Raw genomic sequence first — 25,452 nt, 5'->3', positions numbered from 1 at the left:
GAAAAAGAGCCTGTTAAATGGGCTCTTTTTGTGTTAATGATCCAGTAAATGATGAAGCACTCTATTTTTATCATCGAAAAATTGCCTCATAATCTGATAATGGTTTGTATCTTCCAGGCTGCTCTCTGCAATCCCTGCCTCAGTGAATTGCAATATTTTGGCATCTGGGTAGGCCATAATGATAGGGGAATGGGTAGCAATAATAAATTGTGAATTCTCTTGTACCAGGTCATGAATTCGAGTCAGCATAGACATTTGTCGAAGGGGGGATAATGCCGCCTCTGGTTCATCTAAAATATATATTCCATTACCGCGAAATCGGTGAATAAATGCTGAAAAAAAGGCCTCACCATGGGATTGCTCATGAAGTGATATTCCGCCAAAAGAGTCAATTATTCTTGGACCTATACCCTCACGGTCCATTTCTTCTATATTGGAGGACAACATTATAGAAGCTTTCCGCCCGTAGAAAAAAACCGTCAGCTGGCTTTGCAATCCCTTTAATTAATTTTATATAGCTGCTAAGCGGTGAATGAGAATCATAGGTAGAAAAATGAAAGTTCAGGGAACCTCCTTCAGGATTAAAGCCTAAAGCAACCGCTATTGCCTCCAATAAAGTTGATTTTCCCATTCCATTTTCCCCGACTAGGAAAGTTACTTTTGGGTGCAAATATAATTCATGTAAGGTTTTTATACATGGGAGTTTAAAAGGGTAGCGGCTGAATGAAGGAATTTCATTTCGTTTCAATTGAATGCTTCTTAAATATGGGCTGTTCAAGTTCATTTGCATCCCCTATCACAATTTTAGATACATTGTATCAACATATTGAAACCTTTAGCAATGAGGAACCTTTATATAACAGCGGAGTGGGGAATCCAGCATATTTTACCGGCCTATCCCATACATTTGAAATGGGAGGGATGTCCAGTGCAATTTTACTATGGGCAGCAGATGCCATTAAGAATATTAGATGAAGCGGAATTTTGGAAGCACCAAGAGGAAGAACATACAGTTGTGATTAGAGAATTAGTTAAAGAGCTGGAACCTGAATTTGTGGATGCATTAAAAAAATGGGAACAGGCTTTGGGAGAAACCCATCAGCAGGTTATCCGATTTATTGAATCCGTTATCAGATCTGGTAACCAGGTATCAGACCAATTATACCAGCAGGTGATGCAGCTCGTTTCATATTGCCTGCAGCAAAGTGAGTCGTTTATCCAGCTGTGCCAGCAAATCAAAACATATAGTGCAGCGGTAAGCAGCAATCACACAGCAAAAGTAGTGCTGGTGCATATTATCCGCGAATCAGAGTATTTTATCGGAATTGCGCAGGCATTACTATCAACCGGCCAATAAAAATAGTGATAGAAAGTCTCTTCGAGTGTCGATAAATTCGGCACTTTTTTTTATATAAAATGGCTGACAGCTAAAATATAGGAAAAAACGATATCAGAATATTTTCATCAGGATATGAAAAGCATAACCAATGGACAGAGTGAAAAATTCAGTTTTGTCTAAATAGGAATGAATGGAGGAAACTTTCATGCAGTTAGCAGGCCATGAATTTCATGAATTAAGTGAATTAGTTATGAGTTGTTACAACACAATCACTTGTATGTCCAGTTTTATTGAACAAGCTCAAGATCCAGAATTAAAGCAGTTATTGCAAGGACATTTTCCTAAACATGTGGCTGATTATAATTTAAAAGCGGAATTTTTAAAGAGCAGCACTACACCTGATATTACGAAGTTTGTTCCAACTGAGCTGCATCCAAAACTAACTTCTTTCACGCAGCCGCCTTCACCCGATTTCCAACCAGCGGAGGTTAGGTTATACGCTCAGCAGCATAACGATAGGGAAATTGCCACCAGCTATCTGTTGAATCAAAAAGCAGCAGCGAAGAATTATGCTGCAGCAACACTGGAGAGTGCCAATCCTGATTTAAGGACCTTTTTTGAAAATGCATTTCTAAATAGCAGCAGACATGCATATGATATTTGGCAGTACATGGTGAAAAAAGGCTATTATCCATTAACACCGGCACCACAGGCAGATGTTCAAACAGTAGGAAATATTTATCCAATCGTTAATCAATAACTATCCTTATAGTTTTTACAATTTCGGTCAAACAGAGAGTGTCTAGGTTCCCGAACAAAGCTTGTAATAACGAATTGGGTCAAGTAGAGGATGTCTAGATGCCCGAACGGAGCTTGTAATAACGAATTGAGTCAAGAAGAGGATGTCTAGGTTCCCGAACAAAGCTTGTAATAACGAATTGAGTCAAGAAGAGGATGTCTAGGTTCCCGAACAAAGCTTGTAATAACGAATTGGGTCAAGTAGAGGATGTCTAAATGCCCGAATGGAGCTTGTAATAATGAATTGGGTCAAGTAGAGGATGTCTAGGTGCCCGAACGGAGCTAGTAATAACGATTCGGGTCAAGTAGAGAGTGTCTAGATGCCCAAACAAACGTGACGAAAAACCTAAAAAGGCATTACAAATCGTAAATGATTTGTATGCTTTTTTTTAGCAATTTTTAAAATAAAGGCAGGCTCTCTTTAATGCCAAGATTTCTTTTTTTACCATGAAATTTTAAAGTTTTGGCATGTTTTTTGTTCGATATCATATGATTAAGTGATTTGACAAAAGGAGGGTTACGATGAGTACACATCTTAAGACCTACCATCCATATGTAAGTCCATTTGACCCTTGTAAGCCTATTTTAGAAAAAAAATATTCTACTCCGCCCCATCTATACATGGGTTTCCAGCCGCCGAATCTTCCACAATTCACTCCAGTTGAAGCACTTAAAGCAGGGACACTTTGGAAAGATTTTTATGATACATGGTATAGTCCGTATGAGAAGCCGAATAGGGGAGGGCATCAATCATGAAACAGATGCCAGCTGAGTATTATCAATTAATGGAACAACTTCAAGCTGTTGATTTTGTTCTGGTTGAGCTCACTCTTTACCTTGATACACATGATGATGACCTAGAGGCAGTAAAACAGTTTAATCATTATGTAAAAGAAAGAAAAAGAATTAAAAAGGCTTTTGAAAGTCAATATGGACCGCTTCAGCAATTTGGAAATAGTTACTCCGACTTTCCATGGAATTGGAATGATTCACCATGGCCTTGGCAGGTATAAGGCAGAAACATACAACTGGGGGTGGAAGAAGACATGTGGATTTACGAAAAAAAACTGCAATATCCTGTTCGCGTAAGTACCTGTAATCCAGCGCTGGCTAAATTCTTAATTGAACAATATGGAGGTGCTGATGGGGAGCTTGCTGCTGCACTCCGTTATTTAAACCAGCGGTATACGATTCCAGATAAGGTCATTGGACTTTTAACAGACATCGGTACAGAAGAGTTTGCCCACCTTGAGATGATTGCAACAATGGTCTATAAATTAACGAAAGATGCAACTCCAGATCAAATGAAAGCAGCCGGCTTAACAGGGCATTATGCTGATCATGATAAGGCATTGTTTTATCACAATGCAGCCGGTGTCCCTTGGACCGCTACTTATATTCAGGCTAAAGGAGACCCTATCGCTGATCTTTATGAAGATATTGCGGCAGAGGAGAAAGCCAGGGCAACCTACCAGTGGCTTATTAATTTGAGTGATGACCCTGATTTAAATGACGGTCTGCGTTTTTTAAGGGAACGAGAAATCGTGCATTCTCAGCGTTTCCGCGAGGCTGTGGAAATATTAAAGGATGAACAAGGAAAGAAAAAAGTTTTTTAATAGACATAAGAAAAAGCCAGCACAGGGGCTGGCTTTTATACTGTTGCAGAATTTGTTTTTCTAGTAATAAACGAAAATAGAATTAAAATCCCGATTACAATAAGACTTACTGTTGTACCCGTTAGATTATTAGGATTAAATAGAAATCCGAAAAAGATAATTCCTAAAGTGATTAAAGCAAAACTGGTTGTGTATGGGAACCATTTTACTTTAAAGGAAGGTTGATTCAGATAATGCGGCCGAAGTTTTAACTGTGCCGCACAAATACTCATCCAAATAATCATGACGGTGAAACCTGGAATTGTCATCAAGTAGCTGATTACTTCTTCAGGGGTTAAGTATGCTAGGAATACACCGACCAAAATAAATATACTTGTAATCATAAGACCTGCAATCGGAATACCGTTACGGGACAATTTGGCTAACTTTACGGGTGCCACACCACTTTGTGCCATTGAAAATAGGGTCCTGGATGTGGCGTATATCCCTGAATTGGCTGCGGAAAGGACCGCTGTTAAAAGCACAAAATTCATAATATGAGCTGCACCCGGGAGACCTGTTACACTAAATACCTGCACGAATGGACTATCCTCACCGGTAACCTTATCCCACGGAATCATTCCACAAATAATGAGAATAGGAAATACATAGAAAATGACTACCCGCCAAACTGCACTTTTAATAATTTTCGGCAGAACCCGCTCAGCATCTTTAGTTTCGGTAACAGCGACACCAATTAATTCAGCACCTCCATATGAAAACATAACCACTAAAAAGGCGCTGAATGTACCGCTAAAACCGTTCGGAAAAAAGCCGCCGTGTGCTGTATAGTTTGACATTGGATGTTGAATCCCGCTTGGAATAATACCTAACAAGAGTAAAAGTCCTAAAACAATAAATGCTGTTAAAGCAAGTATTTTAACGCCGGCAAACCAAAATTCCAGTTCGCCATAATATTTTACTTGGAATAGATTGATTCCAATAATAATGACCCCACAAATCAAACTTAATAGCCATAGAGGTATTTGCGGTAACCAAAATTGCAGGAAGCTTCCTGCTGCCAATAATTCTACAACCGTCACAATGATCCAGTTAATCCAATATAGCCATCCCACCATGAAGGAAGTCCGGTAACCAAATGCCCTGTTCACTAAATGCTGTACATTGTGGTTAGGATAAGCCAGGGCTAATTCTCCTAATGCTGCCATAATAATGAATAGTAATAATCCGCCTATTAAATAAGCAATAATAACACTAGGGCCGGCAATATGAAGCGTATCAGAGCTTCCTTTAAAGATTCCGGTGCCAATCATTCCGGCCAATGCTATAAATTGTACATGACGCGGCAATAATCCTTTGTTTAAATCTTGTTGTTTTTGTCCCATATCGCACCTTTTTCTGCCATGCTTAGACGCTTTTAAGCAATAAAGTATTTTATACTAATATATCATTTTTTGTCTATTTGTCAATTGGTTTTATTAGAGTCGAAGCCGTTATAAACATAAAATAGCACGCTGTAATCAGCGTGCTAAACTATACTAATATTAATATTTACGATGACATCTTTACTTTTTTTCGTGTTGTTGTCCATTTTCCGCGGCTTGGGCTCATGACCAAGTCATTATAGGCTAAGACATTTAAATCTCGTTGTATCGTGCGAGGAGTGATACCAAATTCCTCTACAAGTTCCTGCGTTGTAACAGTGCCGTTCTTACGAATAAACATGTAGATACATTTGATGCGGTTTAACATCCGGTTAGTTGAAGGTTTCAAAGAACCACTCCCTATCCTTTTTTCAAACCTATGGCTTAATCCCTCTACCGACAGCCTGTTTGAAGACTACTCTTCAAATATGTAGTTTTCTTTTCCGCGCAGACATCTCCTTTAAAGAAAGTTCATGTGAGTACTTGATTGTCTACATCTATCCATATTGTACCCACAATTTCTGAAAATTTCCACCGTAATAGTAAAGTTTACAAAAAATTTACCACTAATTTGAAAAAAAGTGACTATCAACCTCCTTTTTCCAGCTGTTTACTATAAGGTATGGTCTATGGTGCACGGATTATGATAAAATATTAGAATCTTCAGTTAAATATTATGGTAAATTTTTCCGAAATAAAAATAATGTAGTTAATAAAGATTAATTGGGAGATGAGAAACATGGAGTACACGATCTTAAACGGCAGGATGATCAATCGGCCTAGTGCATTGGTAGACATAGAAGACAGAGGGTATCAATTTGGTGATGGAGTATACGAGGTTATTCGAGTATATAATGGGAAAATGTTCGCTGCGAAAGAGCATATGGAGCGGTTCGTGAAAAGTTCCGACAGTATTGGGATTAAACTTCCCTATACTCTTGAACACATAACAAACATGCTGAAAGACCTGATTGAAAGAAACAGCCTTAGGTTAGGGATTATTTATATGCAAATCACAAGGGGGACAGCTCCAAGAAATCATGCCTTTCCAACACATGATGTGACTCCATGTCTAACCGCTTATACATCGGAGTATCCGATTCCTAAAACAAATCTTACAGCTGGTGTAAAAACCATTCTGACGGAGGATATTCGCTGGCTCCGTTGTGATATAAAAAGCCTAAATTTGCTTGGCAACGTTTTGGCCAAACAAAAAGCAGAGGAAAATGACTGCTATGAAGCCATCCAGCACCGTGGGGAAGAGGTGACAGAAGGCAGTTCTTCTAATGTTTTTATCGTTAAAAACGGTACAGTTGTCACGCATGAATCAAATCATTTGATTTTAAAAGGGATTACAAAAGAAGTGATTTTGCGAGTTTGCATTGAAAACAACATCCACGCAGAGGAGCGGACTTTTTCAATAGATGAGCTGAAAGAGGCAGATGAAGTTTTCCTTTCCAGTACAACAAGTGAAGTGACTCCGATTGTTGTGATAGACGGAAAAAATGTCGGGGACGGGAAGCCGGGTCCTGTTACAAAAAAAATACAAGACCTATTTCGAAAAGAAATTGAAAAACAATGCGGCAAGCTGTAACAGGAGCAAGAAAAGACGCGGAGAAGCATCCACGTCTTTTTTTGTAATATTCTTACATACAATTTGGTGAAAATAGAATAAACTTGAGGAAAGGAATGAATATATGATGCAGTACACCCATTATTTCTTTGCTGTCAAAATCTCTGAAGAGACAAAAGTGGTGATGAAGGGAAAAATGGAAAAATTACAGAAGGCTTTCCCCTTTAAGCGCTGGGTATATCATCAGGATTTACATATTACACTTGCTTTTTTAGGAGCTGCTGATTCGGACATGCTGACAGCAGCTGTACGTTTTGTGGAAGATGGACTAAAAAATGAAAAGACCTTTTCATTAAAAATTCATGGGCTTGGAATATTTGGCAGGAAGGATTCTCCAAGAATTTTTTGGGCGGATACGATGGAAAGCGCTGAACTATCATCGATTAGAAAAAAAGTATTTTTGGCTTGCGAGAAAGCAGGGTTCAGCCTTGAGTCTAGACCTTTCAGACCTCATATAACATTGGCGCGGAAATGGGATTCAGTGTCCAGCTTTGAAAAAAATAAGCTGGAGCCATTCTTGTTTGAGCCTCTTCCCTTTACAGTAAATGAGATTGTATTATATCAAACACGTTTAGATCAGCTGCCAAAATACGAAGCCATTAATGTCATTACATTAAAATAGTGAAGGACTGGGGTTATGAGGAGTCTATATTTTATCATCAATCCAAAAGCGGGGAACGGACAATGCTATAAAGTGTGGGGGGAAATGGAAGCTCAACTAAAGGCTGAACGAGTTTCCTATCAGGCATTTTTTACAGAATATCCGGGTCATGCGAAAAAGCTGGCAGAACAAATTGCCGATAAAAATCAGGAGGATAAAATAATGACAGCTGTTGGGGGCGATGGCACCCTGCATGAAGTAATGAATGGTATCATGATGCATAAAAATATAGTGCTCGGGTTTATTCCAGGAGGTTCAGGAAATGATTTTTCCCGGGAATTTAAAATACCTCAGAACCCTGTCAAGGCTTTAAAAATGCTGCTTTGTCTAGCAAAAACAGAACCCGTCCTCATTGATGCCGGGAAAATAAACATGATGAACGATACTGAAGAATTTTTCATTAATAATATGGGGGTCGGATTTGACGCCTTCATTGCCTATCAGGTTAATCATTCACGGATCAAGCCGATATTCAATAAACTATCATTGGGACGCTTGGTATATGTTTATTTTTTGCTCAAAGAATTATTTACTTACAAAACAACGGCAATAGAATTATTAATTGACGGAAGAAAGCATACATTTAAACAAACATGGTTTATCACTGTTTCAAATCAGCCGTATTATGGGGGCGGGATGAAAATTGCACCAGATGCGGTCCTTAATGATGGCCTTCTTGATATTATAGTGGTCCATGGATTATCAAGATGGAAACTGCTTCTCCTATTTATAAACGTATTTTGGGGAAAGCATGTAAACTTTCCGGAAGTAAAAACCTTTCAAGGCAGAATGATTTCGATTCAATCAATCGAAAATTTATTTGTACATGGGGACGGCGAACATATTGATAGGGCTCCATTAAAAATCAATATCCAGGTGAAGGCGGTACAGGTGCTTGACTATTTGCGATATTCAAAAGAAGCTGATATAAAAGTGAGGGATTTAAAATGACATCCATTAAGAGGGATTTTCTAGCCTATTTGGACGAGTTGAATTTGATTACCATCCTTCTTCCCCTTTCATATCATCAAGGGTTGTCTTCCTCTTTTTATATAACTGACGGGCCTGGTAAGAGCCGGCTGCAAGTATTAAAAAGGTTTTCAATAGAAGGGTGCTATAAGTATGTTTGTGAATTTTCTATGGAATATTGTTTTGGAAAACAATATTGGATTATGGATGAACATGGAGGGAAAACCGACCTGCAAATCGGTGCAGTAATCAGAACAGAAGCTTTTGATCAAAAGTTTTATTATGATGGAACCGATTTAGGTGTAACGTATCGACACGAACAGAGCCTCTTTAAAATTTGGGCGCCAACAGCTTCTCAAGTAAAATTAAAATTGCGGGCCCCTGACAGTCAGTATTCCGAAATTGTAAAACTCAAGCGTGGGGACAAAGGCGTTTGGTCTGCAATTGTTCCACGTGATTTGGAATATTACCAATATAGTTTTCTTATTCAAGTAAATCAGGTTTGGCGGGAGGCAGTTGACCCTTATGTAAAGGCTGTAACAGCAAATGGAGAAAAGGGCGTAGTTGTGAATCTGAAGAAAACAAACCGCCCCAAAATAGTTCTTCCGCCGCTGGAAAGTCCTGTTGATGCCATCATATATGAAACACATATAAGAGATTTTACCATTCACCCCCAAAGTGGTGTTAAGAATAAAGGATTATACCTTGGTGCAGGCCAGCTGAACGTAATTGGAAAAGATTCTGAACCCACGGGCTTATCTTATGTTAAGGATTTAGGTGTTACCCATATTGAATTTCTTCCATTCCATGATTTTGCAGGTGTGGATGAATTGGCACCTGATAATGAGTATAATTGGGGATATAATCCTCTTCATTACAATGCTCCAGAAGGAAGTTATTCCACTGACCCCGCAAATCCATATTCCAGAATTATTGAATTAAAACAATTGATAGACCAAGTCCATAAGGCCGGACTGCGGGTCATTATGGATGTGGTTTATAATCATGTTTATTGTCGTGAAAAGTCTTCGTTTGAAAAAATTCTTCCCGGCTATTACTTCCGTCATAATGAGATGGGCATGCCGTCAAACGGAACTGGTGTCGGAAATGATATTGCATCTGAAAGACGTATGGTGCGTAAGTTTATTCTAGATTCTGTGAAATATTGGGTGGAAGAATATCATATTGATGGATTTCGTTTTGATTTAATGGGGATTGTGGATGTCCAAACCATGAACGAAGTGAAAAATGTCTGTCATTCGATTGATAAAAATATTCTTATCATTGGTGAGGGCTGGAATCTTAATACTCCTCTCCCTTTTAAGCAAAAATCGATTATTGCTAATCAAAAGAAACTGCCGGAAATTGGTCAATTTAATGATCAATTCCGGGATCATATTAAAGGCAGCACATTTAATCTATATGATAAAGGATATGCCTTGGGAAATGACCTTTACCGTCTTGCGGCATTTGAATCTATACTCGGCAGCATCGGATTTAATCAGGATAGCAAAGGACTGTTTGATGGGCCTGCACAATCAGTGAATTATGTTGAATGTCATGATAACCATACATTATGGGATAAACTTAAGCTCTGCTTTAAGGATGAGGATGAAGAATTGTTACGGAAATACCATGTGCTTGCAACAGGTATTGTGATCCTTTCACAGGGTATTCCTTTTCTTCACAGCGGACAGGAGTTTTTTAGAAGCAAACAAGGAAATGGAAACAGCTATCGTTCTTCGGATACCATCAACCAGCTGGATTGGGGGCGGAAAATCCAATTTAAAGAAAATATTGAGTATGTAAAAGGTCTTATTCAAATTCGAAAGGCTTACTCTTGTTTTCGCTTTCGGACGGCGGCTGAAATTAGAGCGAACATTCAGTCCCATCCATTGGCTGCTCCGCTTTTAGGATACACGATGAAATCAGATGATAACATTCTATTATTTGTTATTAATCCTGCTCCAAAAAACCTTTCTATTTTACTGCCGGAGGGGGAATGGTCAGTTTTAGCAAATCAACATTATGCTGGCAAAAAAACGACAGGTGATGTTTATCATGGTAATATATCAATTACACCTATTTCACTCAATGTATTCTTGAAATCAGCTCAAGCGCCTAGCTCTTAGGGTCAAAACTAAACTTGGTATCATTAAAAACTGCAGCCTTTCTCCTGCAGCATTGCGATTCGACGAAGGGATGTTCACCTCGACGCACGCCAGCAGAAAATAACTATTTGCAGCGGCATTCTGCGAGATTGTCATACGCTGGCCGGGCTGCCTTAGGCACCTGAGCTTTTTGTTCAAAAAGATGACTTGACGAAAAAAGGTAGTTGGGGATAAAATTTATGAAGATGGCTATTGTAGAAAAACGTATCAATAGCTTTTTTTTATTTAATTTAAACTCATGCTTTTTAAATTTTTTTAATGGAATTGGCTATGGTAAAGGGTAGAACCTTAAGACGTCTAGGTTTTACCATTGTTATAGATAGGTTCCCTTTCCACGGGTTAGGGGAGGGGCCGTCCACCATTAGAACGGCATAAATTGAAGGTGAACAATGTTGGATCATATATTAGGACAAGAGTGGGAGATTGCTCCTGCTGGCGGTGCTACGGGTGAGGCTTTTTATGCAAAGTTTGAGGACCAAAGTCTGTTTCTTAAACGGAATTCTTCCCCCTTTTTAGCGGTATTGTCAGCTGAAGGGATTGTTCCAAAACTTGTATGGACAAAACGATTGGAAAATGGGGATGTCATTACTGCACAGCAATGGCTGGAAGGGCGAGAATTAAAGCCGGCGGAGATGAATCATGAGCTTGTTGCCAGGCTGTTAAAGAAAATTCACCGTTCAGAACCGATGCTTGGCCTGCTCAGCCGGCTTGAAAAGTCTCCTTTAAATCCCGAAATGATTTTTGAATCCATGATTAAGAAAGTAGACAAAGAAACTCTTTCTTTGCCAGAAGTAAGAAATGCATTGAACTTTTTAAATCAGGAAGCTAAAAATGTCCATAGTGATGAAAAAGTTGTTTGCCATGGAGATGTTAATCATAACAACTGGCTGCTTACGGAGGATAACCAGTTGTATTTAATAGATTGGGACGGGGCCGCAATTGCTGACCCCGCCATTGACCTTGGAATGCTTTTATATTGGTACATTCCTGAAGAGAATTGGCAGGACTGGCTCTTGATGTATGGAGAAGAGCTTACCGACGATTTACGTCTAAGAATGAAATGGTATGTTGTTCTTCAAACTATTTCATCTATTCAATTTCATAAAGACAAGCATAAATTAGAAGAAATGAATAAATGGATCCAATTTTTACATGATATCCTTTAATTATGAATATTGACCGATATCATTTACCCATTGAGATAGATTTTCTTGATTGGTTAAAATATGCTGATCCAAGTCAGCTGTCTGGGCACCTTGTTGACTATAATTGTAAACATCTTCCAAAACGTTTTTGACATTTTGATTCACCTGTGCATTGACAATCAGTGATTTTGCTAATCGTTCCAGTTGTTCACATTCAGCTGTTGACCCGCAGCAATCTGTTTGATGATTATTCAATATATCTTTCAGTAATGTTACTTGATCAAGATGACTTAACGGCATTTTTTAACACCCTTTCAAACAAAATAAAAAACGGAATTCACACTTAGGTTGTGAATTCTTTTTTTGTTTATACACTTGCAAGTAAAATTGCTTCATGATATCGTTTAAAACGATATTTATTTAAATAGGAGTGCCGGCATGAGACTTAGAAATAAACCTTGGGCAAAGGAAAGAATCGCAGAATACCCGCAATATGTGGTTCCAAATCCGGAAGAGTATAAAGGAAAATGGAATGAGGCTTTTGAAAGACAGCAGCCGCTTCATATTGAAGTAGGAACCGGCAAAGGCCGCTTTATTACAGAGATGGCGAAAGCTCATCCTGATATAAATTACATTGGAATCGAATTGTTTGACAGTGTCATTATTAAGGCTTTAGACAGGTTAATCGAGGCAGATCTGCCGAATCTTAAATTGTTAAATGTGAATGCAAATGATTTAGCAAAGTTTTTTGCTAAAAATGATGTAGATCGTGTCTATTTGAATTTTTCTGATCCCTGGCCAAAAACACGCCATGAAAAAAGAAGATTAACCTATAAAGACTTTTTAAGGCTTTATGAAGCAATCATGGTCGATGGCGGAGAAATTCATTTTAAAACCGACAATCAAGGCCTGTTTGAATATTCTTTAATGAGTTTCTCAGCATATGGAATGCTGTTAAAGTTTATCAGTCTTGACCTTCATAACAGTGATTCTGAAGGCAATATCATGACAGAATATGAACAGAAGTTTTCTGAAAAAGGGAATCGTATTTACCGTTGTGAAGTGAAATTTCAATCGAAATAAGGATAAGGTTGGACAACTCTTTTAAAGGGTTGTCTCAGATTGTCAACAAAAGACATCGAGAGGACTCCCTCTCGATGTCTTTGTCATTTTTGGATTATATTTCGGTTAAAAATACGTTGATTTCCGTTCCAGGTGTTTGCTTTCCGAGGGGCGTTCGCCGAGCCTCCTCGTCGCTGAAGCTCCTGCGGGGTCTCGCCTGTAACGCTAATCCCCCAGGAGTCAAACACCTTCCACTCCAATCAACTAGTTTGAGCTCTTTCAAACCATTTTCCACGTCCAATTTGCTAATTTTTTCAAATTCATAGAAGCAAACGTAAGCATCGCCTGCATAGACAATTTTTTTAGACCCCGTAGGGTTGTCCATCGCATACCATGCTTTTCCTTTGCATCTGCAATGACACGTTTAATCGTCTCCTTGCGTCTCGCATATATCTGTTTGATTTCATCATTGTGGCGTAGATGTTCTACCTCTTCTAAATAAGCCTCCCAAATATGACGTTGTATAAGCTTTTGATGGTTTTTACTCTCGGTACACTTTCGATAGAAACGGACATTCAGTCCAAATCGCTGCATTTGATTCTCTAATAGAAAGTTCGTGATCGCTGGTGTTTTATAAGCTGCGTAAGCAGCGATTGCAAGTGGCTTCTTAACTTTTTCTATAACCTTCTCGAAAAGAGGCTGTAACAGATGATTATCATGCATATTTCTCGGAGTCACTATCGTACCTAATACAAATCCTTTTTCATCGGTAGTTGCATGGAACGAATACGCAAACTGTTTGGTTCGTTCATCTTTCACATAGTAGCCACTTTCTGGGTCTGTGGTACTTTCCTTAATTTCTTTCCATTCTTCTTTTTCAAATTTCTCAGAAGGAAATGGCTTTTCCCGTGTAATCTAAGAAAATATGGTCAGCAGACAGCAATCCCTTATCCATAATCTCCTTCAAAATGTGGTAAAAGATGTCTTCGAACACATCGGTATTGTGAAAGCGACGCTCATAATTTTTACCGAAGGTAGAGAAGTGAGGGACTTCTGTGTAGAAACCAAATCCTAGAAATCATCGATAGTCCATGTTTGTTTCAATTTCTTTTATTTAGGCTCTTTTCTAAAAGATTGTTGCTTTTTGCTCCCTTTTTAAGATTCGTTCAAAAAATAGGGGTAGAAATTCCCCTTATTTAGGAAATTGGATGTTAATTAGCTGAAATAGACGGAGGAATTTCCCTTATTTGATTTTAAACTGCTAAAATCGGGTGCTTTTCATTGAATAACGGAAAAAACTCCGCTTATTTTTTACTATTTAAGTTTAATTTTGCAAATAACGGGAAAACTTCCGCTTATTTTTTACTTTCAAGGGGGCTATCCTGTAATCCAGCTTTTTCGCAGAGTCCGCTTATTCCTAAATAGAATAAACCACCGCTTTTCTTGGCATAACAACATAGTTTACGAAAACAGCCTTTATTTATGGTTTGGCGCATGGAATGTATGCCAAATATGTACTGTATGAAGACCATCTTAAACAAAATTACGGGGTCGATACTTGGACGACCAATCCCTTAATATAGTTGTTGAACCAAGGGATAGATGAACGAAAAATCAATAGCTGACTCTAGCTTGCGTACTAAATGATCTTCAGGAACTAATTGATCAATTGTCAGCATTTCTAAATGTCCGCTTCATTTGATTGGTTTCTCGTCATCTTGGTACGTCACCTCGAAAGTATTTTATCCAATGTTTAAAACGTTGATGTTGATTGGAGCGGAGGGTGGCGACTCCTGCGGGAAAAGCGGGAAAGTCGAGACCCTGGACTGAGCGTAGCGAGGGAAGCGGCTCGGCCCCGCCCGCGAAAAGCCTCCACCCGGAATGGAAATCAACCTACACTATTTACCTATTTCTATTTTAAAAGAAAAAAGACTGTAGACAAACTCTTTTAAAGGGTTGTCTTTTTAATTTTCATAATTGTCAGGTAATGTTAAACTATAGGAAAGGAGATGAAATGATGGATACTTTGAAAATTGGAGACGTGTCTCTTTACTGGTTAACCGGCGGTATCACCAATTTAGACGGTGGAGCCATGTTTGGAGTGGTGCCAAAACCGCTTTGGTCAAAAAAATATCCTGTAAATGAAAAAAACCAAATCGAATTACCTACAGATCCTATTCTGGTTCAAGCGGATGGAAAGAATATCTTAATTGAAACTGGAATCGGCAAGGGGAAATTAACGGAAAAACAGATTCGTAATTATGGTGTGACAAGGGAATCAGAAGTGGACTCTTCTTTAGAAAGCTTAGGCCTTGATCCATCCAAAATAGATTATGTGTTAATGACCCATTTACATTTCGACCATGCCTGTGGTTTAACCAAACCTGTGAACGGGGAATATGTATCTGTATTTCCAAATGCAAAAATTATTACCTCACAAATCGAATGGGATGAAATGAGAAATCCCAATATCCGTTCAAAAAGTACATACTGGAAGGAAAATTGGGAAGCTATTGAAATGCAGGTAGAGCCATTTGAAGAAACCTGGAGCTTGGGACCAATTCGGATGATTCATACAGGCGGGCACAGTAATGGTCATTCCATTATCATAATTGAAGATGGAGGAGAAATGGCGATTCATATGGCTGATATTTTAGCCACGCATGCCCATCAAAATGTGTTGTGGGTGATGGCTTATGATGATTATCCAATGGATTCCATTTCAGCAAAAGGGAAGTGGCAGCCATTTGCCATGGAGAAGAATGCATGGTTTACTTTTTATCATGATTGTTTATACCGTGCAGTTAAGTGGGGGCCTGACGGTCAAATAGTGGAAAGTATAAAACGTACAAAATAAAAGGAAGCCGTACCCGTGTGGATACGGCTTTTAAGATGCTATACGGCGGACATCAATCAGGGTGCCGGTTGTGGCATCAGCGGCGAATTCATATTGTTCATTGTTTCCATCCACATTTTTAGAAATGCCGCCTTTATAGACTTGATACTGAATTTGTTGTTTTTCATATGGCTCTGCTGTCATATGAATCCATGAACCTGTTATTGGTCCATTTTGATTAAATTGCTTTTTAACGTTTTCTAAAACTTTTTCAGGTGAAACTCTTGCCTTTTTGTTTAGAAGTTCCCGTGCCGTGTAGCCGCTGAGAATTCCAATCGCAGCTCCAATAATAAAAGATCTCCAGTTCATTTAATAGGACCTCCAAGATTAAAAATGGAAAAGATTGCATGTAAACATTTTCCCTTAGTATATCGTATTTAACAGGAAGAAGGTAATATTACTGATATTGAAAATGAAATGTTGGTAAGACAAACCGTAATTCTGTAAAATAATTTGTATACATATTATTTAGAATACAATTAAAGGAGCTTACAGTCCATGAATGATCAAACATTAAAGCTTTTTCAAACATTGACGGAACTGCCTGGCGCGTCAGGAAATGAACATGCAGTCCGAAAATTTATGAGGGAACAGCTGGCGCCCTTCTCGGATGAAATCGTCCAAGATAAGCTTGGAAGTATATTTGGTGTAAAAAGAGGCGATGAAACTGGACCGACCATTATGGTTGCTGGTCACATGGATGAAGTAGGATTCATGGTAACGGCTATAACCGATAATGGGATGATTCGATTCCAGCCGCTGGGAGGATGGTGGAGTCAGGTTCTGCTTGCCCAAAGAGTTCAGGTGATGACGAAAAATGGTCCAATTATTGGTGTAATAGGTTCGATTCCGCCGCACCTTTTAGATGAATCAAAGAAAAATAAACCGATGGAACAAAAAAATATGCTGATCGATGTTGGTGCTGATGACCGGGAAGATGCTGAACGTATGGGAATTAAACCTGGTCAGGCCATTTTGCCAATCTGTCCGTTTACCCCAATGGCTAACAAGAAGAAAATTATGGCAAAGGCATGGGATAACCGGTATGGCTGCGGTTTGGCGATTGAGCTGTTACAAGAACTGAAAGATGAAACATTGCCAAACGTCTTATACTCTGGAGCAACTGTTCAAGAAGAGGTTGGGCTGCGCGGTGCCCAAACTGCGGCAAATATGATTAAGCCTGATATCTTTTTTGCTCTAGATGCAAGTCCGGCCAATGATGCAAGCGGAGATAAAAATGAATTTGGTCAATTAGGGAAAGGGACACTGCTCCGTATCCTTGACAGGTCCATGGTTACCCATCGCGGAATGCGGGAGTTTGTTCTTGATATGGCAGAAACAAATAACATTCCTTATCAATATTTTGTCTCACAGGGTGGGACAGATGCCGGTCGGGTTCACCTCCTAAATGAAGGAATCCCTAGTGCGGTAATTGGTATTTGTTCACGTTATATTCATACCCATGCCTCTATTATCCATGTCGATGATTATGCGGCTGCTAAGGAATTATTAGTGAAATTAGTTAAAGCCTGCGACAAAGCTGCAGTGGATACGATTAAAGCAAATAGTTAATGTTAAAGGGAGGCATTGGAGAACTTGCCTCTCTTTTTTACGAGGAGATGTAATTTAATGAAAATCATCATTGGGTCAAAGAACCCGGCAAAAGTTCAGGCGGTAAAAAATAGTTTTATTCATCAAGACACTCAATACATTTCTCTTGATATCCCGTCAGGAGTAAGTGGACAGCCTTTTTTGGATGAAGAAACGATTAAGGGGGCAATCAACAGGGCAGAAGGTGCGCTTCGTGAAGGGGAAGGTGATATTGGCATTGGACTTGAGGGGGGAGTTCAAGAAACGGCATATGGTCTTTTGATGTGTAACTGGGGTGCCTTGGCAGCCAGGGGCATGGAACCTATAATAGCCGGTGGTGCGCGGATTTTACTTCCTGAGGAAGTGGCATCAAGACTGCGTTCTGGTGAAGAACTTGGACCTGTAATGGAGGACTATGTAAAAAAGAAAAATGTAAGGAAACACGAAGGCGCTATCGGTGTCTTTACAAATGAGGCGGTTAATCGTGCAGAAATGTTCACCCATGTAATAAATCTATTAGCAGGGCAATTTGCTTATCAGCAAAAACATAATAGCCGCTGATTTTTGAAATGATGGAAGGTTAAGAAAACAAACTTATAAGGAGTATCTATGGGACAGTTCAGGCGGTGAACGTGAAGGAACAGTCTCATAGAGAGATAAGCAAAGACGGAAAAGAAACAGCCGTATAGTGTGTTTTATGGGGCAAGACGGGTGTGGAAAGCGAAGAAATAGTTTCAAAGAGAGTGCCTGTGGATTAGTGAATGTCGTTTAATCAATGATTGCTTTTTGTTGGACTAATGGGTCCTTAGACTGCTATTATGTGAAGGAACCTTAAATAATAATAAGGCAGATGGAGGCTTTGACATGAAAAATCTAGAATCAATGGAGCAATTTGAGCAGCTTCGTAATCAAGGAAAAACCATTTTTATGTTTTCTGCGGGCTGGTGTCCAGATTGCCGTTTCATAGAACCAGTATTACCTGAAATAGAATCAGATTTCCCAGAGTTTACTTTTATTCATGTAGACCGTGATGATTATATTGATGTTTGCCAACAGCTGGATGTTTTCGGTATTCCTAGCTTTATTGCTTTTGAGGATGGTAAAGAACTTGGAAGATTTGTCAGCAAGGACAGAAAGACAAAAGAAGAAATTGAAAACTTTATTAAGGGCTTGAAATAATGGCAAACCTCCTTCCTTTGGAGAAGGAGGTTTTTTCATGTAAAATAAAAAGAAATGACTCCGAAATGAAAGGAGGATGAAGATGGATAGTATAAAAATGAAACGTGAATTAGAGTCACGCTTTTCGGGCGAAGACAGAATCATTTCCTATGACCGTGAGAAAGATGAACTGCGAATTGAAAGTGCAAAGGCCGGAAAAGGAATAACCGTATCCATTTCAAATATTGTGGCAAAGTGGCATACCGAAAAGGAAAAGGCTATTGAAGAAGTTGTCTATTATGTAGAAGAGGGTCTAAAGGCAATGGAAAGCCCTATTCAATTAAATGACCATGAGAAGAGAATTTTCCCAGTCATTCGCTCTACTTCATTTCCACTAGAATCAAAAGAGGGTATTCGTTTTTTAACAGATGATCATACCGCTGAAACAAGAATTTATTATGCATATGATATGGGGAAAACATATCGGTTAATTGATTCAAAACTTCTTGAAAAAGAGGGCTGGGATACGAATAGGATAAAAGAAATTGCTTTGTTTAATGTAAGATCTTTATCAACTTCTTTAAAAGAAGATCAGGTGGCAGGGAACATTTTCTATTTTTTAAACACGAATGATGGTTATGATGCAAGCCGGATTTTAAATAAAGGCTTCTTGAATGAGATTGAAAAGAAAATTGAAGGAAAAATGGTATTGGCTGTTCCACATCAGGATGTATTGATTATTGCAGATGTTCGTAATGATCGAGGGTATGATGTACTTGCACAAATGACAATGAGCTTTTTTGCAAGCGGGCATGTACCGATTACGGCATTATCCTTTTATTATGAAAATGGTGAATTAGAGCCTATTTTCATCCTTGGGAAAAACAAATAAACTGTAACTACAATCAGCAGGGAGGTGTCATCTCCACTGATTTTTAGTTGAACCAGCAGTTGCCCCCGCTTATACTTCCTGCTTATGCTAAGCCATGAAACGGGGGCTTGCTGCCCGTTAATGCGGGATAAAACAGGGAGAGGACCATATATTTGGTCCTTTTTACATTGGTCAATTCAGAAAATAAGAGAATTTGACTAATTCTACAGAAATGTGTCGAAAAAAATAAAAATGCTGTTAAAATAGAATGATAGATGAAGTAGAAAGAGTGATAGTTTTGAGCTGGATCCAAAACTTATTTCAAAAGTTAAAAAAAGACGGTGAAGATGAATTTGAGGAACGTTTTTTTCATAATGATAAAACGGGAGACTTATCACCGCCAGATGACTATGTAAAAGATGTTGATGTTAAAGTTTCTTATCAATATCCTAAAGGACCTTCTTCTTCATCAATGATGTTTAGTAAAACAACACCCAGGGAAGAAAGACCAAAAAGCCGAAAAAATAGTCAGGCTGAAAAAAGCAGTACCAATCAAAGTAAAATGAGTTCTAAAGAGGCTGACCCGCCAAAAATAAAAAAAGAGCAGCCTCAGCCAAAAATTCATGGTCCATTCCATCCGACTGAAATTCCATCACCGGTGTTTGGGTTTCATCGGCGAAAAAAATCAACTGCCATCGTAGAGCATGAATTAAGCCATTTTTTGCAATCAGAAGCCGAATCACAGCAAGTTATTGAAGAAAAGGCAGAAAAAGATATTCAGATGCAGACTGAACAAGAGGCAGAAAAGGATATTCAGATGCAGACTGAACAAGAGGCAGAAAAGGATATTCAGATGCAGACTGAACAAGAGGCAGAAAAGGATATTCAGATGCAGACTGAACTAGAGGCAGCTGTAACAATTGCTGAACAGAACAAGGGAATTTCGGATGTTTTAACTGAAGCGTTAGAACGAGCTGAAAGAGATTATGATCTTGAAAATACATATGAAGAGCCCGTTTCCCATCAGGAAAAAACAGAGAATAAGGTGGATGTCCTTAAAGAAAAAAATGATGAACCATTTTTAAAAGAGGAAAATATTGAAAAAAGAAGGTCAGCCAGGTCTGAAAGATCGCATTTGCCGTTTAATGTGATGATGTTAAAACAGGATAAGCAAAAATGGGATTGGCACAAGCAGACAAGAAGAACCAAGCCGAATGCGAACGAACAAAAATCTCTGGAAACGCAGAAAGAAACACCAACGGAACAAAAACCAATACCGGTTGCTGTACAAGAATCAAGTGAAGAACCAATAGCCGTTACAGTTCAAGAATCAAGTGAAGAACCAATAGCGGTTGCTGTTCAAGAATCAAGTGAAGAACCAATAGCCGTTACAGTTCAAGAATCAAGCGAAGAACCAATACCGGTTACCGTCCAAGAATCAAGCATAGAACCAATACCGGTACTTGTTCAAGAATCAAATGTGCAGCAGATTAAGAACGTGGATGGGGTTAAACAATCTGATGACGAAGCCCATTACACCTTTCCTGACTATGGTTTGTTAAAGCCTCCGGTTTCGAAAGGGAAAGATACGGAGTGGCTGGATCAACAGCAAGAGCTACTAAATCAAACGCTGCAAAACTTTAATGTTAGTGCCGGTGTTGTGAATGTTACACAAGGTCCTGCAGTAACTAGGTTTGAAGTCCAGCCGGAGCCAGGCGTAAAGGTCAACAAAATTACCAATCTTAGTGATGATATTAAATTAAGCCTTGCTGCAAGGGATATCCGGATGGAAGCACCTATTCCAGGAAAGCACACAATCGGGATTGAAGTGCCTAATCAAATTTCAAGGCCGGTACAAATAAGTGAAATCATTCAAACCCGTACTTTTGAAGAATCTGCTTCACCGTTAACAGCCGTTCTTGGTCTTGATATTGCAGGAAAGCCAATTGTGACGGATTTAAAAAAGATGCCGCACGGCTTGATTGCCGGAGCAACAGGTTCTGGGAAAAGTGTTTGTGTAAATTCAATTCTAATCAGTTTGTTATATAAGGCATTACCTGAGGATTTGCGCTTGCTGCTTATCGATCCAAAAATGGTCGAACTCGCACCGTATAATCGGATTCCACACCTTGTCAGTCCTGTAATAACGGATGTGAAAGCTGCAACGGCTGCCTTGAAATGGGCTGTCGACGAGATGGAACGGCGTTATGAATTATTTGCCCATACAGGTGTTCGTGACATAAGTCGGTTTAATGAACTGGCTATGGAGCATAAGCAATATTCCGATAAACTTCCGTATATCGTCATCATCATTGATGAACTGGCTGATTTGATGATGATGTCTCCGGCTGATGTAGAGGAAGCGATTTGCCGTATAGCTCAAAAAGCCAGGGCCTGTGGGATTCATTTAATAATCGCAACCCAAAGGCCTTCTGTAGATGTTATCACCGGACTAATTAAAGCCAATATTCCAACCCGTATTGCATTCTCGGTGTCATCACAGGTTGATTCCCGGACCATTATTGATATTAGCGGTGCGGAGAAATTATTAGGACGGGGCGACATGCTGTTCTTAGAAAATGGCTCATCAAAACCAATCCGTCTGCAAGGTACATTTGTATCTGATGAAGAAATTGATCTTGTAGTTGGACACGTCAGAGAGCAGCAGGCACCAGATTATTTATTTGAGCAGGAAGAATTATTAAAAAAGGCACAGGTAACGGAAGAAGAGGATGAGCTGTTCTTTGAGGCATGTGAATTTATTGTTGACCAAGGGGTTGCTTCCACCTCAAGCCTGCAGCGTCGGTTTAAAATTGGTTATAACCGTGCAGCAAGGTTGATGGACAGCTTTGAACAAAATGGATACATTACAAGTGCAAATGGCAGCAAGCCTCGTGAAGTATTGATTTCAGAATCCGATTTGGAGGCAATCCAAGAAGCAAGTTATAATGTATAATCGATAGTATTCTTTAATGACATGAACAAATAATAAGAATGATGTTAGAACTGGCAGATTTGTGCCAGCGTATCAAAATAGTTTTTACAAATGAACAATGCTATAATATTGAAATATGAGTTAATATAATAAATAGTGTTTTAAAAATGCAGGTTTCAATTATTAGCAAATACAGACAGATGTCATATACTGTTTTACAGTATTATGTTGGTTGGAGGTTCTTCTATGACTATTTACCATTTTGTGGGTATAAAGGGGTCAGGAATGAGTGCACTTGCGCAAGTGCTGCATGATATGAAATATGAAGTACAAGGCTCCGATGTTGAAAAGCACTTTTTTACGCAGGATGCTCTTGAAAAGTCAGGGATTACGATTCTTCCTTTTCAAAAGGAAAATATTAAACCTGGGATGACAATTATTGCAGGAAATGCATTTCCTGATACACATGAGGAAATTCAAGAAGCTATGAAGCTTGGACTTCCTATCGTACGGTACCATCGGTTTTTAGGCGATTTTATGCAGAATTTCACTAGTATTGCCATAACCGGTGCTCATGGAAAAACGTCAACAACAGGATTACTGGCCCATGTAATTTCGGGAATGAAGCCTACCTCATTCTTAATAGGTGACGGAACAGGAAAAGGGGAGGAAGGGGCAGAATACTTTGTCTTTGAGGCATGTGAGTATAGAAGACATTTTCTTTCTTATTTTCCAGACTATGCCATCATGACAAATATTGATTTCGATCACCCTGATTATTTTGCCAATATTGATGATGTCTTTTCCGCATTTCAAGAAATGGCGTTTCAGGTAAAGAAAGCAATATTTGCCTGTGGTGATGACGAGCAGCTTCAAAAAATTCAAGCAAAGGTTCCTGTTGTGTTTTACGGTTTTGATGAGGGAAATGATTATCAAGCTAAAAATATTGTTAAAACAACGGATGGAACCAGCTTTGATGTATTTATTCGAAATACATTCTATAATACCTTTTTAATTCCAACATTTGGTGATCATAATGTCTTAAATGCATTAGCTGTTATAGGTTTATGCCACTATGATGAAATGAATGTTGAGATGGTGAAGGAGCGATTGGCAACTTTCCAGGGAGTTAAAAGGAGATTTTCAGAAAAAAGGGTTGGAAGTCAGATTCTAATTGATGATTATGCCCATCATCCAACTGAGATTAAAGCAACTATAGATTCTGCTAAGCAAAAATATCCAGATAAAGAGATCATAGCAGTTTTTCAGCCGCATACTTTTACTCGTACACAGGCATTTCTTGAAGATTTTGCCGAGGCATTAAGTTTGGCAGATAAAACATATCTATGTGAGATTTTTGGCTCAGCCCGAGAAAATCACGGGAAATTATCAATTAAGGATTTACAGGAGAAAGTCCCATTTTCGGAAATTCTCAAAGAAGAAAATACTTCCGTCTTAAAACAGCATGATCAAAGTGTCATTCTGTTTATGGGAGCTGGAGATATCCAAAAGTTCCAGGAAGCTTATGAAAAGCAGCTAGTGTAATGAAGGGGATGCCAACAGGTTGTGGCATCCTTTCAATATTTTAAGGTCATATAAAAATTTTATTCTGTTTGCAGGAAAACAAGACAAATATATGGAAGTAGTAAGGAAAAGCATTAATGTGTAGATTCTCACATAATTGGGTAATACATAAAGAAAGAGAGATTAAGCAGGAGGTTGAACGATGCAAATAATTTTATATTTAAGCGTAGCCTTGATTGCTGTAGCATTTTTGGTACTGGTGATTTATATATCTAAAACTCTTAAATCTCTTCAAAGAACACTTGATAGTGTCTCTGATACGTTAAAAGGTGTTGAGGGGCAGCTTGATGGAGTAACAAGAGAAACCACTTTACTTTTACAGAAGACGAATGCACTGGCAGATGATGTTGGTCAAAAGTCAGCAAAATTAAACAGTGTTGTAGATGCGGTAAAAGGGGTTGGCGAAACGGTTTCTAACTTTAATGGGACCTTACAAAACATTACGAAGACAGTGGACAAGCAGGTGGAAGAAAGTAAAGAAAAGGTTTCACAAATTATTCAGTGGAGTAATGTTATTTTGGAACTAAAGGAAAAATGGAGAGAAAGAAAAGAAGCAAAAGAAACTAAGAAGGAAGAAAGTATCCAAGTAAAGCAGAAAGTTCGTTCATATTAAATAAAAAAGGAGCTGAGAGATTTGTCTAATCGAGAATATGAATCACGGGAAATTAATCAAAACCGGAATGAGGATTCCAGCAGCTTTTTGCTTGGGGCAATTATTGGGGGAGTAGTTGGAGCCGCTTGTGCCCTTCTGTTTGCGCCAAAAAGCGGAAAAGACATTCGTAATAAGATTAGCAGTAATACGGGTTCCATTGTGAACAAAACAGGAAAATTAGGCGAAACGATGAAAAATAAAGGAAATGAATTGGCTGCCAAAACTTCATCTTTTTCTCAAGAAATCGTTCATCAATCTTCAGACTTAATCAACAAAGTTAAAGAAAAAGCTTCAAACAGGGAAGCAACTGAAAATAAGAATGAAAGGGAAATTCGCTTTATCCCTATTGGAGGCACTGGAAAAGCGGATTCTAAAAAACAAGAGAGTAAAGGTGCTTCTGATGATGAGGCCATTAGAAAAAAATTAATGGAAGCTCAAGTGGCCTTTGATGAAGAAGAAAATAGGATCAAATTGTAAATTTGGTTAAGAAAGTTCAGTTTTATTGTTATATAAACGGTGAAGTGATAAAATGACTTCATCGTTTATTTTTTGAATTGGAGGCTTTGGAATGATTAAAAAAGTTGATACCATTGAACAATTTAATGATTTATTAAAGGATGAGGACCGATTTTATTTTTTGAAACACAGCCTTACATGTCCAATCAGCCAGGCCGCCTATAAAGAATATGAGAAGTTTGCGGCAGAGCATGAAGAGATACCAAGTTATTATCTTGCTGTACAGGAATCACGTCCATTATCAACGGAAATAGCTGATCACTTCCAAATCAAACATGAATCCCCGCAGGCAATTTTGTTTTCAGATGGGAAAGCTGTATGGAATGCATCACATTGGAAAATTACAAATAAATCTCTAATCAATGCACTAATGGAAAATAGCTAAGTTAGGTATGAAGATCCTAATTTAACTGAATAAAAGGCTCACCAACT

Annotated in this window: 26 protein-coding genes and 3 pseudogenes; 22 read left to right on the top strand and 7 right to left on the bottom strand. The window is 38.7% G+C overall.

Translation table 11 applies throughout. The annotated features are described in order from the left end of the window. Window positions 1-33: 33 nt before the first annotated feature. Window positions 34-790: pseudogene (locus M3183_RS16330) on the bottom strand (AAA family ATPase). Between M3183_RS16330 and M3183_RS16325 the strand changes: the two are divergent. The 6 genes from M3183_RS16325 (at window position 724) to M3183_RS16300 (ending at window position 3,753) form a co-directional block, all read left to right on the top strand. After that, window positions 724-975, top strand: a complete 252-nt coding sequence (locus M3183_RS16325; protein ID WP_251471458.1) for a hypothetical protein — start codon at window positions 724-726, stop codon at window positions 973-975. The pseudogene M3183_RS16330 and the gene M3183_RS16325 overlap by 67 nt on opposite strands. Further along, on the top strand, window positions 929-1,357 hold the full coding sequence (locus tag M3183_RS16320) for a DUF2935 domain-containing protein (RefSeq protein WP_251471353.1): 429 nt from the start codon (window positions 929-931) through the stop codon (window positions 1,355-1,357). The genes M3183_RS16325 and M3183_RS16320 overlap by 47 nt, the downstream gene beginning before the upstream one ends. 187 nt (window positions 1,358-1,544) lie before the next feature. Continuing rightward, the gene (locus M3183_RS16315) at window positions 1,545-2,099 is read left to right on the top strand and encodes a spore coat protein (RefSeq protein ID WP_251471352.1); all 555 of its coding nucleotides are present in this window, start codon (window positions 1,545-1,547) and stop codon (window positions 2,097-2,099) included. Window positions 2,100-2,659: 560 nt separating this feature from the next. Continuing rightward, complete coding sequence (locus tag M3183_RS16310) at window positions 2,660-2,893, top strand: spore coat associated protein CotJA (protein ID WP_251471351.1); 234 nt, start codon at window positions 2,660-2,662, stop codon at window positions 2,891-2,893. Next, window positions 2,890-3,150 carry a spore coat protein CotJB gene (locus M3183_RS16305; protein WP_251471350.1) on the top strand — a complete coding sequence of 87 codons (261 nt, stop codon included), beginning with the start codon at window positions 2,890-2,892 and terminating at the stop codon, window positions 3,148-3,150. Before M3183_RS16310 ends, M3183_RS16305 begins: the two co-directional genes overlap by 4 nt. Before the next feature lie 33 nt (window positions 3,151-3,183). Continuing rightward, window positions 3,184-3,753: a manganese catalase family protein gene (locus M3183_RS16300; RefSeq protein WP_251471349.1), complete on the top strand. Its 570-nt coding sequence runs from the start codon at window positions 3,184-3,186 to the stop codon at window positions 3,751-3,753. Between the two features lie 35 nt (window positions 3,754-3,788). On the opposite strand, the gene M3183_RS16295 is transcribed toward M3183_RS16300, so the two are convergent. After that, complete coding sequence (locus M3183_RS16295; protein ID WP_251471348.1) at window positions 3,789-5,138, bottom strand: amino acid permease; 1,350 nt, start codon at window positions 5,136-5,138, stop codon at window positions 3,789-3,791. 166 nt (window positions 5,139-5,304) lie between these two features. Continuing rightward, window positions 5,305-5,526 (bottom strand): DeoR family transcriptional regulator, encoded by a 222-nt coding sequence (locus M3183_RS16290; RefSeq protein ID WP_251471347.1) that lies wholly within the window; start codon window positions 5,524-5,526, stop codon window positions 5,305-5,307. 390 nt (window positions 5,527-5,916) lie between these two features. Between M3183_RS16290 and dat the strand changes: the two genes are divergently transcribed. The 5 genes from dat (at window position 5,917) to M3183_RS16265 (ending at window position 11,777) form a co-directional block, all read left to right on the top strand. Then, entirely contained in the window at window positions 5,917-6,771 is an 855-nt protein-coding gene (gene dat / locus M3183_RS16285) for a D-amino-acid transaminase (RefSeq protein WP_251471346.1), read from the top strand. Between the two features lie 103 nt (window positions 6,772-6,874). Further along, entirely contained in the window at window positions 6,875-7,432 is a 558-nt protein-coding gene (gene thpR / locus M3183_RS16280) for an RNA 2',3'-cyclic phosphodiesterase (protein ID WP_251471341.1), read from the top strand. Between the two features lie 15 nt (window positions 7,433-7,447). Next, window positions 7,448-8,422 carry a diacylglycerol/lipid kinase family protein gene (locus M3183_RS16275; RefSeq protein ID WP_251471337.1) on the top strand — a complete coding sequence of 325 codons (975 nt, stop codon included), beginning with the start codon at window positions 7,448-7,450 and terminating at the stop codon, window positions 8,420-8,422. After that, complete coding sequence (gene pulA / locus M3183_RS16270; protein WP_251471333.1) at window positions 8,419-10,572, top strand: type I pullulanase; 2,154 nt, start codon at window positions 8,419-8,421, stop codon at window positions 10,570-10,572. Before M3183_RS16275 ends, pulA begins: the two co-directional genes overlap by 4 nt. A gap of 428 nt (window positions 10,573-11,000) precedes the next feature. Continuing rightward, the gene (locus M3183_RS16265) at window positions 11,001-11,777 is read left to right on the top strand and encodes a phosphotransferase family protein (RefSeq protein ID WP_285880090.1); all 777 of its coding nucleotides are present in this window, start codon (window positions 11,001-11,003) and stop codon (window positions 11,775-11,777) included. Here M3183_RS16265 and M3183_RS16260 read toward each other — a convergent pair whose 3' ends face one another. Then, window positions 11,778-12,056 (bottom strand): YtzH-like family protein, encoded by a 279-nt coding sequence (locus M3183_RS16260; protein WP_251471328.1) that lies wholly within the window; start codon window positions 12,054-12,056, stop codon window positions 11,778-11,780. 138 nt (window positions 12,057-12,194) lie between these two features. Between M3183_RS16260 and trmB the strand changes: the two genes are divergently transcribed. Next, window positions 12,195-12,839, top strand: coding sequence for a tRNA (guanosine(46)-N7)-methyltransferase TrmB (gene trmB / locus M3183_RS16255; RefSeq protein WP_251471321.1), 645 nt, complete (start codon window positions 12,195-12,197; stop codon window positions 12,837-12,839). A 258-nt stretch (window positions 12,840-13,097) separates the two neighbouring features. Here the strand turns inward: trmB and M3183_RS16250 are convergent. Next, window positions 13,098-13,932, bottom strand: a pseudogene (locus tag M3183_RS16250) (transposase); the annotation flags it as partial. Between the two features lie 361 nt (window positions 13,933-14,293). Beyond that, window positions 14,294-14,497, bottom strand: a pseudogene (locus M3183_RS16245) (transposase); the annotation flags it as partial. A gap of 338 nt (window positions 14,498-14,835) precedes the next feature. On the opposite strand from M3183_RS16245, the gene M3183_RS16240 reads away from it, so the two are divergent. Further along, a complete protein-coding gene (locus M3183_RS16240) occupies window positions 14,836-15,675 on the top strand; it encodes a YtnP family quorum-quenching lactonase (protein WP_251471318.1) in 840 nt (279 codons plus the stop codon). A 30-nt stretch (window positions 15,676-15,705) separates the two neighbouring features. Here M3183_RS16240 and M3183_RS16235 read toward each other — a convergent pair whose 3' ends face one another. Next, window positions 15,706-16,023 carry a PepSY domain-containing protein gene (locus tag M3183_RS16235; protein ID WP_251471317.1) on the bottom strand — a complete coding sequence of 106 codons (318 nt, stop codon included), beginning with the start codon at window positions 16,021-16,023 and terminating at the stop codon, window positions 15,706-15,708. Between the two features lie 189 nt (window positions 16,024-16,212). On the opposite strand from M3183_RS16235, the gene M3183_RS16230 reads away from it, so the two are divergent. From M3183_RS16230 to ytxJ, 9 genes are all read left to right on the top strand, one after another. Further along, window positions 16,213-17,286, top strand: coding sequence for a M42 family metallopeptidase (locus M3183_RS16230; RefSeq protein WP_251471315.1), 1,074 nt, complete (start codon window positions 16,213-16,215; stop codon window positions 17,284-17,286). A gap of 57 nt (window positions 17,287-17,343) precedes the next feature. Then, the gene (locus M3183_RS16225) at window positions 17,344-17,865 is read left to right on the top strand and encodes a DUF84 family protein (protein ID WP_251471311.1); all 522 of its coding nucleotides are present in this window, start codon (window positions 17,344-17,346) and stop codon (window positions 17,863-17,865) included. Between the two features lie 303 nt (window positions 17,866-18,168). Beyond that, window positions 18,169-18,483, top strand: coding sequence for a thioredoxin family protein (locus M3183_RS16220; protein WP_251471309.1), 315 nt, complete (start codon window positions 18,169-18,171; stop codon window positions 18,481-18,483). Between the two features lie 82 nt (window positions 18,484-18,565). Next, on the top strand, window positions 18,566-19,354 hold the full coding sequence (locus tag M3183_RS16215; RefSeq protein WP_251471307.1) for a DUF1444 domain-containing protein: 789 nt from the start codon (window positions 18,566-18,568) through the stop codon (window positions 19,352-19,354). A 247-nt stretch (window positions 19,355-19,601) separates the two neighbouring features. Then, the gene (locus M3183_RS16210) at window positions 19,602-22,289 is read left to right on the top strand and encodes a DNA translocase FtsK (RefSeq protein ID WP_396953730.1); all 2,688 of its coding nucleotides are present in this window, start codon (window positions 19,602-19,604) and stop codon (window positions 22,287-22,289) included. Window positions 22,290-22,514: 225 nt separating this feature from the next. Next, a complete protein-coding gene (gene murC / locus M3183_RS16205; protein WP_251471296.1) occupies window positions 22,515-23,813 on the top strand; it encodes a UDP-N-acetylmuramate--L-alanine ligase in 1,299 nt (432 codons plus the stop codon). Between the two features lie 181 nt (window positions 23,814-23,994). Continuing rightward, on the top strand, window positions 23,995-24,465 hold the full coding sequence (locus tag M3183_RS16200) for a DUF948 domain-containing protein (protein WP_251471293.1): 471 nt from the start codon (window positions 23,995-23,997) through the stop codon (window positions 24,463-24,465). A gap of 21 nt (window positions 24,466-24,486) precedes the next feature. Continuing rightward, a complete protein-coding gene (locus tag M3183_RS16195) occupies window positions 24,487-24,981 on the top strand; it encodes a YtxH domain-containing protein (RefSeq protein ID WP_251471292.1) in 495 nt (164 codons plus the stop codon). 91 nt (window positions 24,982-25,072) lie between these two features. Continuing rightward, window positions 25,073-25,405, top strand: a complete 333-nt coding sequence (ytxJ, locus tag M3183_RS16190; RefSeq protein WP_251471291.1) for a bacillithiol system redox-active protein YtxJ — start codon at window positions 25,073-25,075, stop codon at window positions 25,403-25,405. Window positions 25,406-25,452 lie beyond the last annotated feature (47 nt).

The sequence above is a fragment of the Neobacillus mesonae genome (assembly GCF_023715155.1).
In the GTDB taxonomy this organism is placed as follows: Bacteria; Bacillota; Bacilli; order Bacillales; family Cytobacillaceae; genus Neobacillus; species Neobacillus mesonae_A.
The sequence above is the reverse complement of the archived record's forward strand: the minus strand, read 5'-3'. Positions and strand labels throughout refer to the sequence as shown.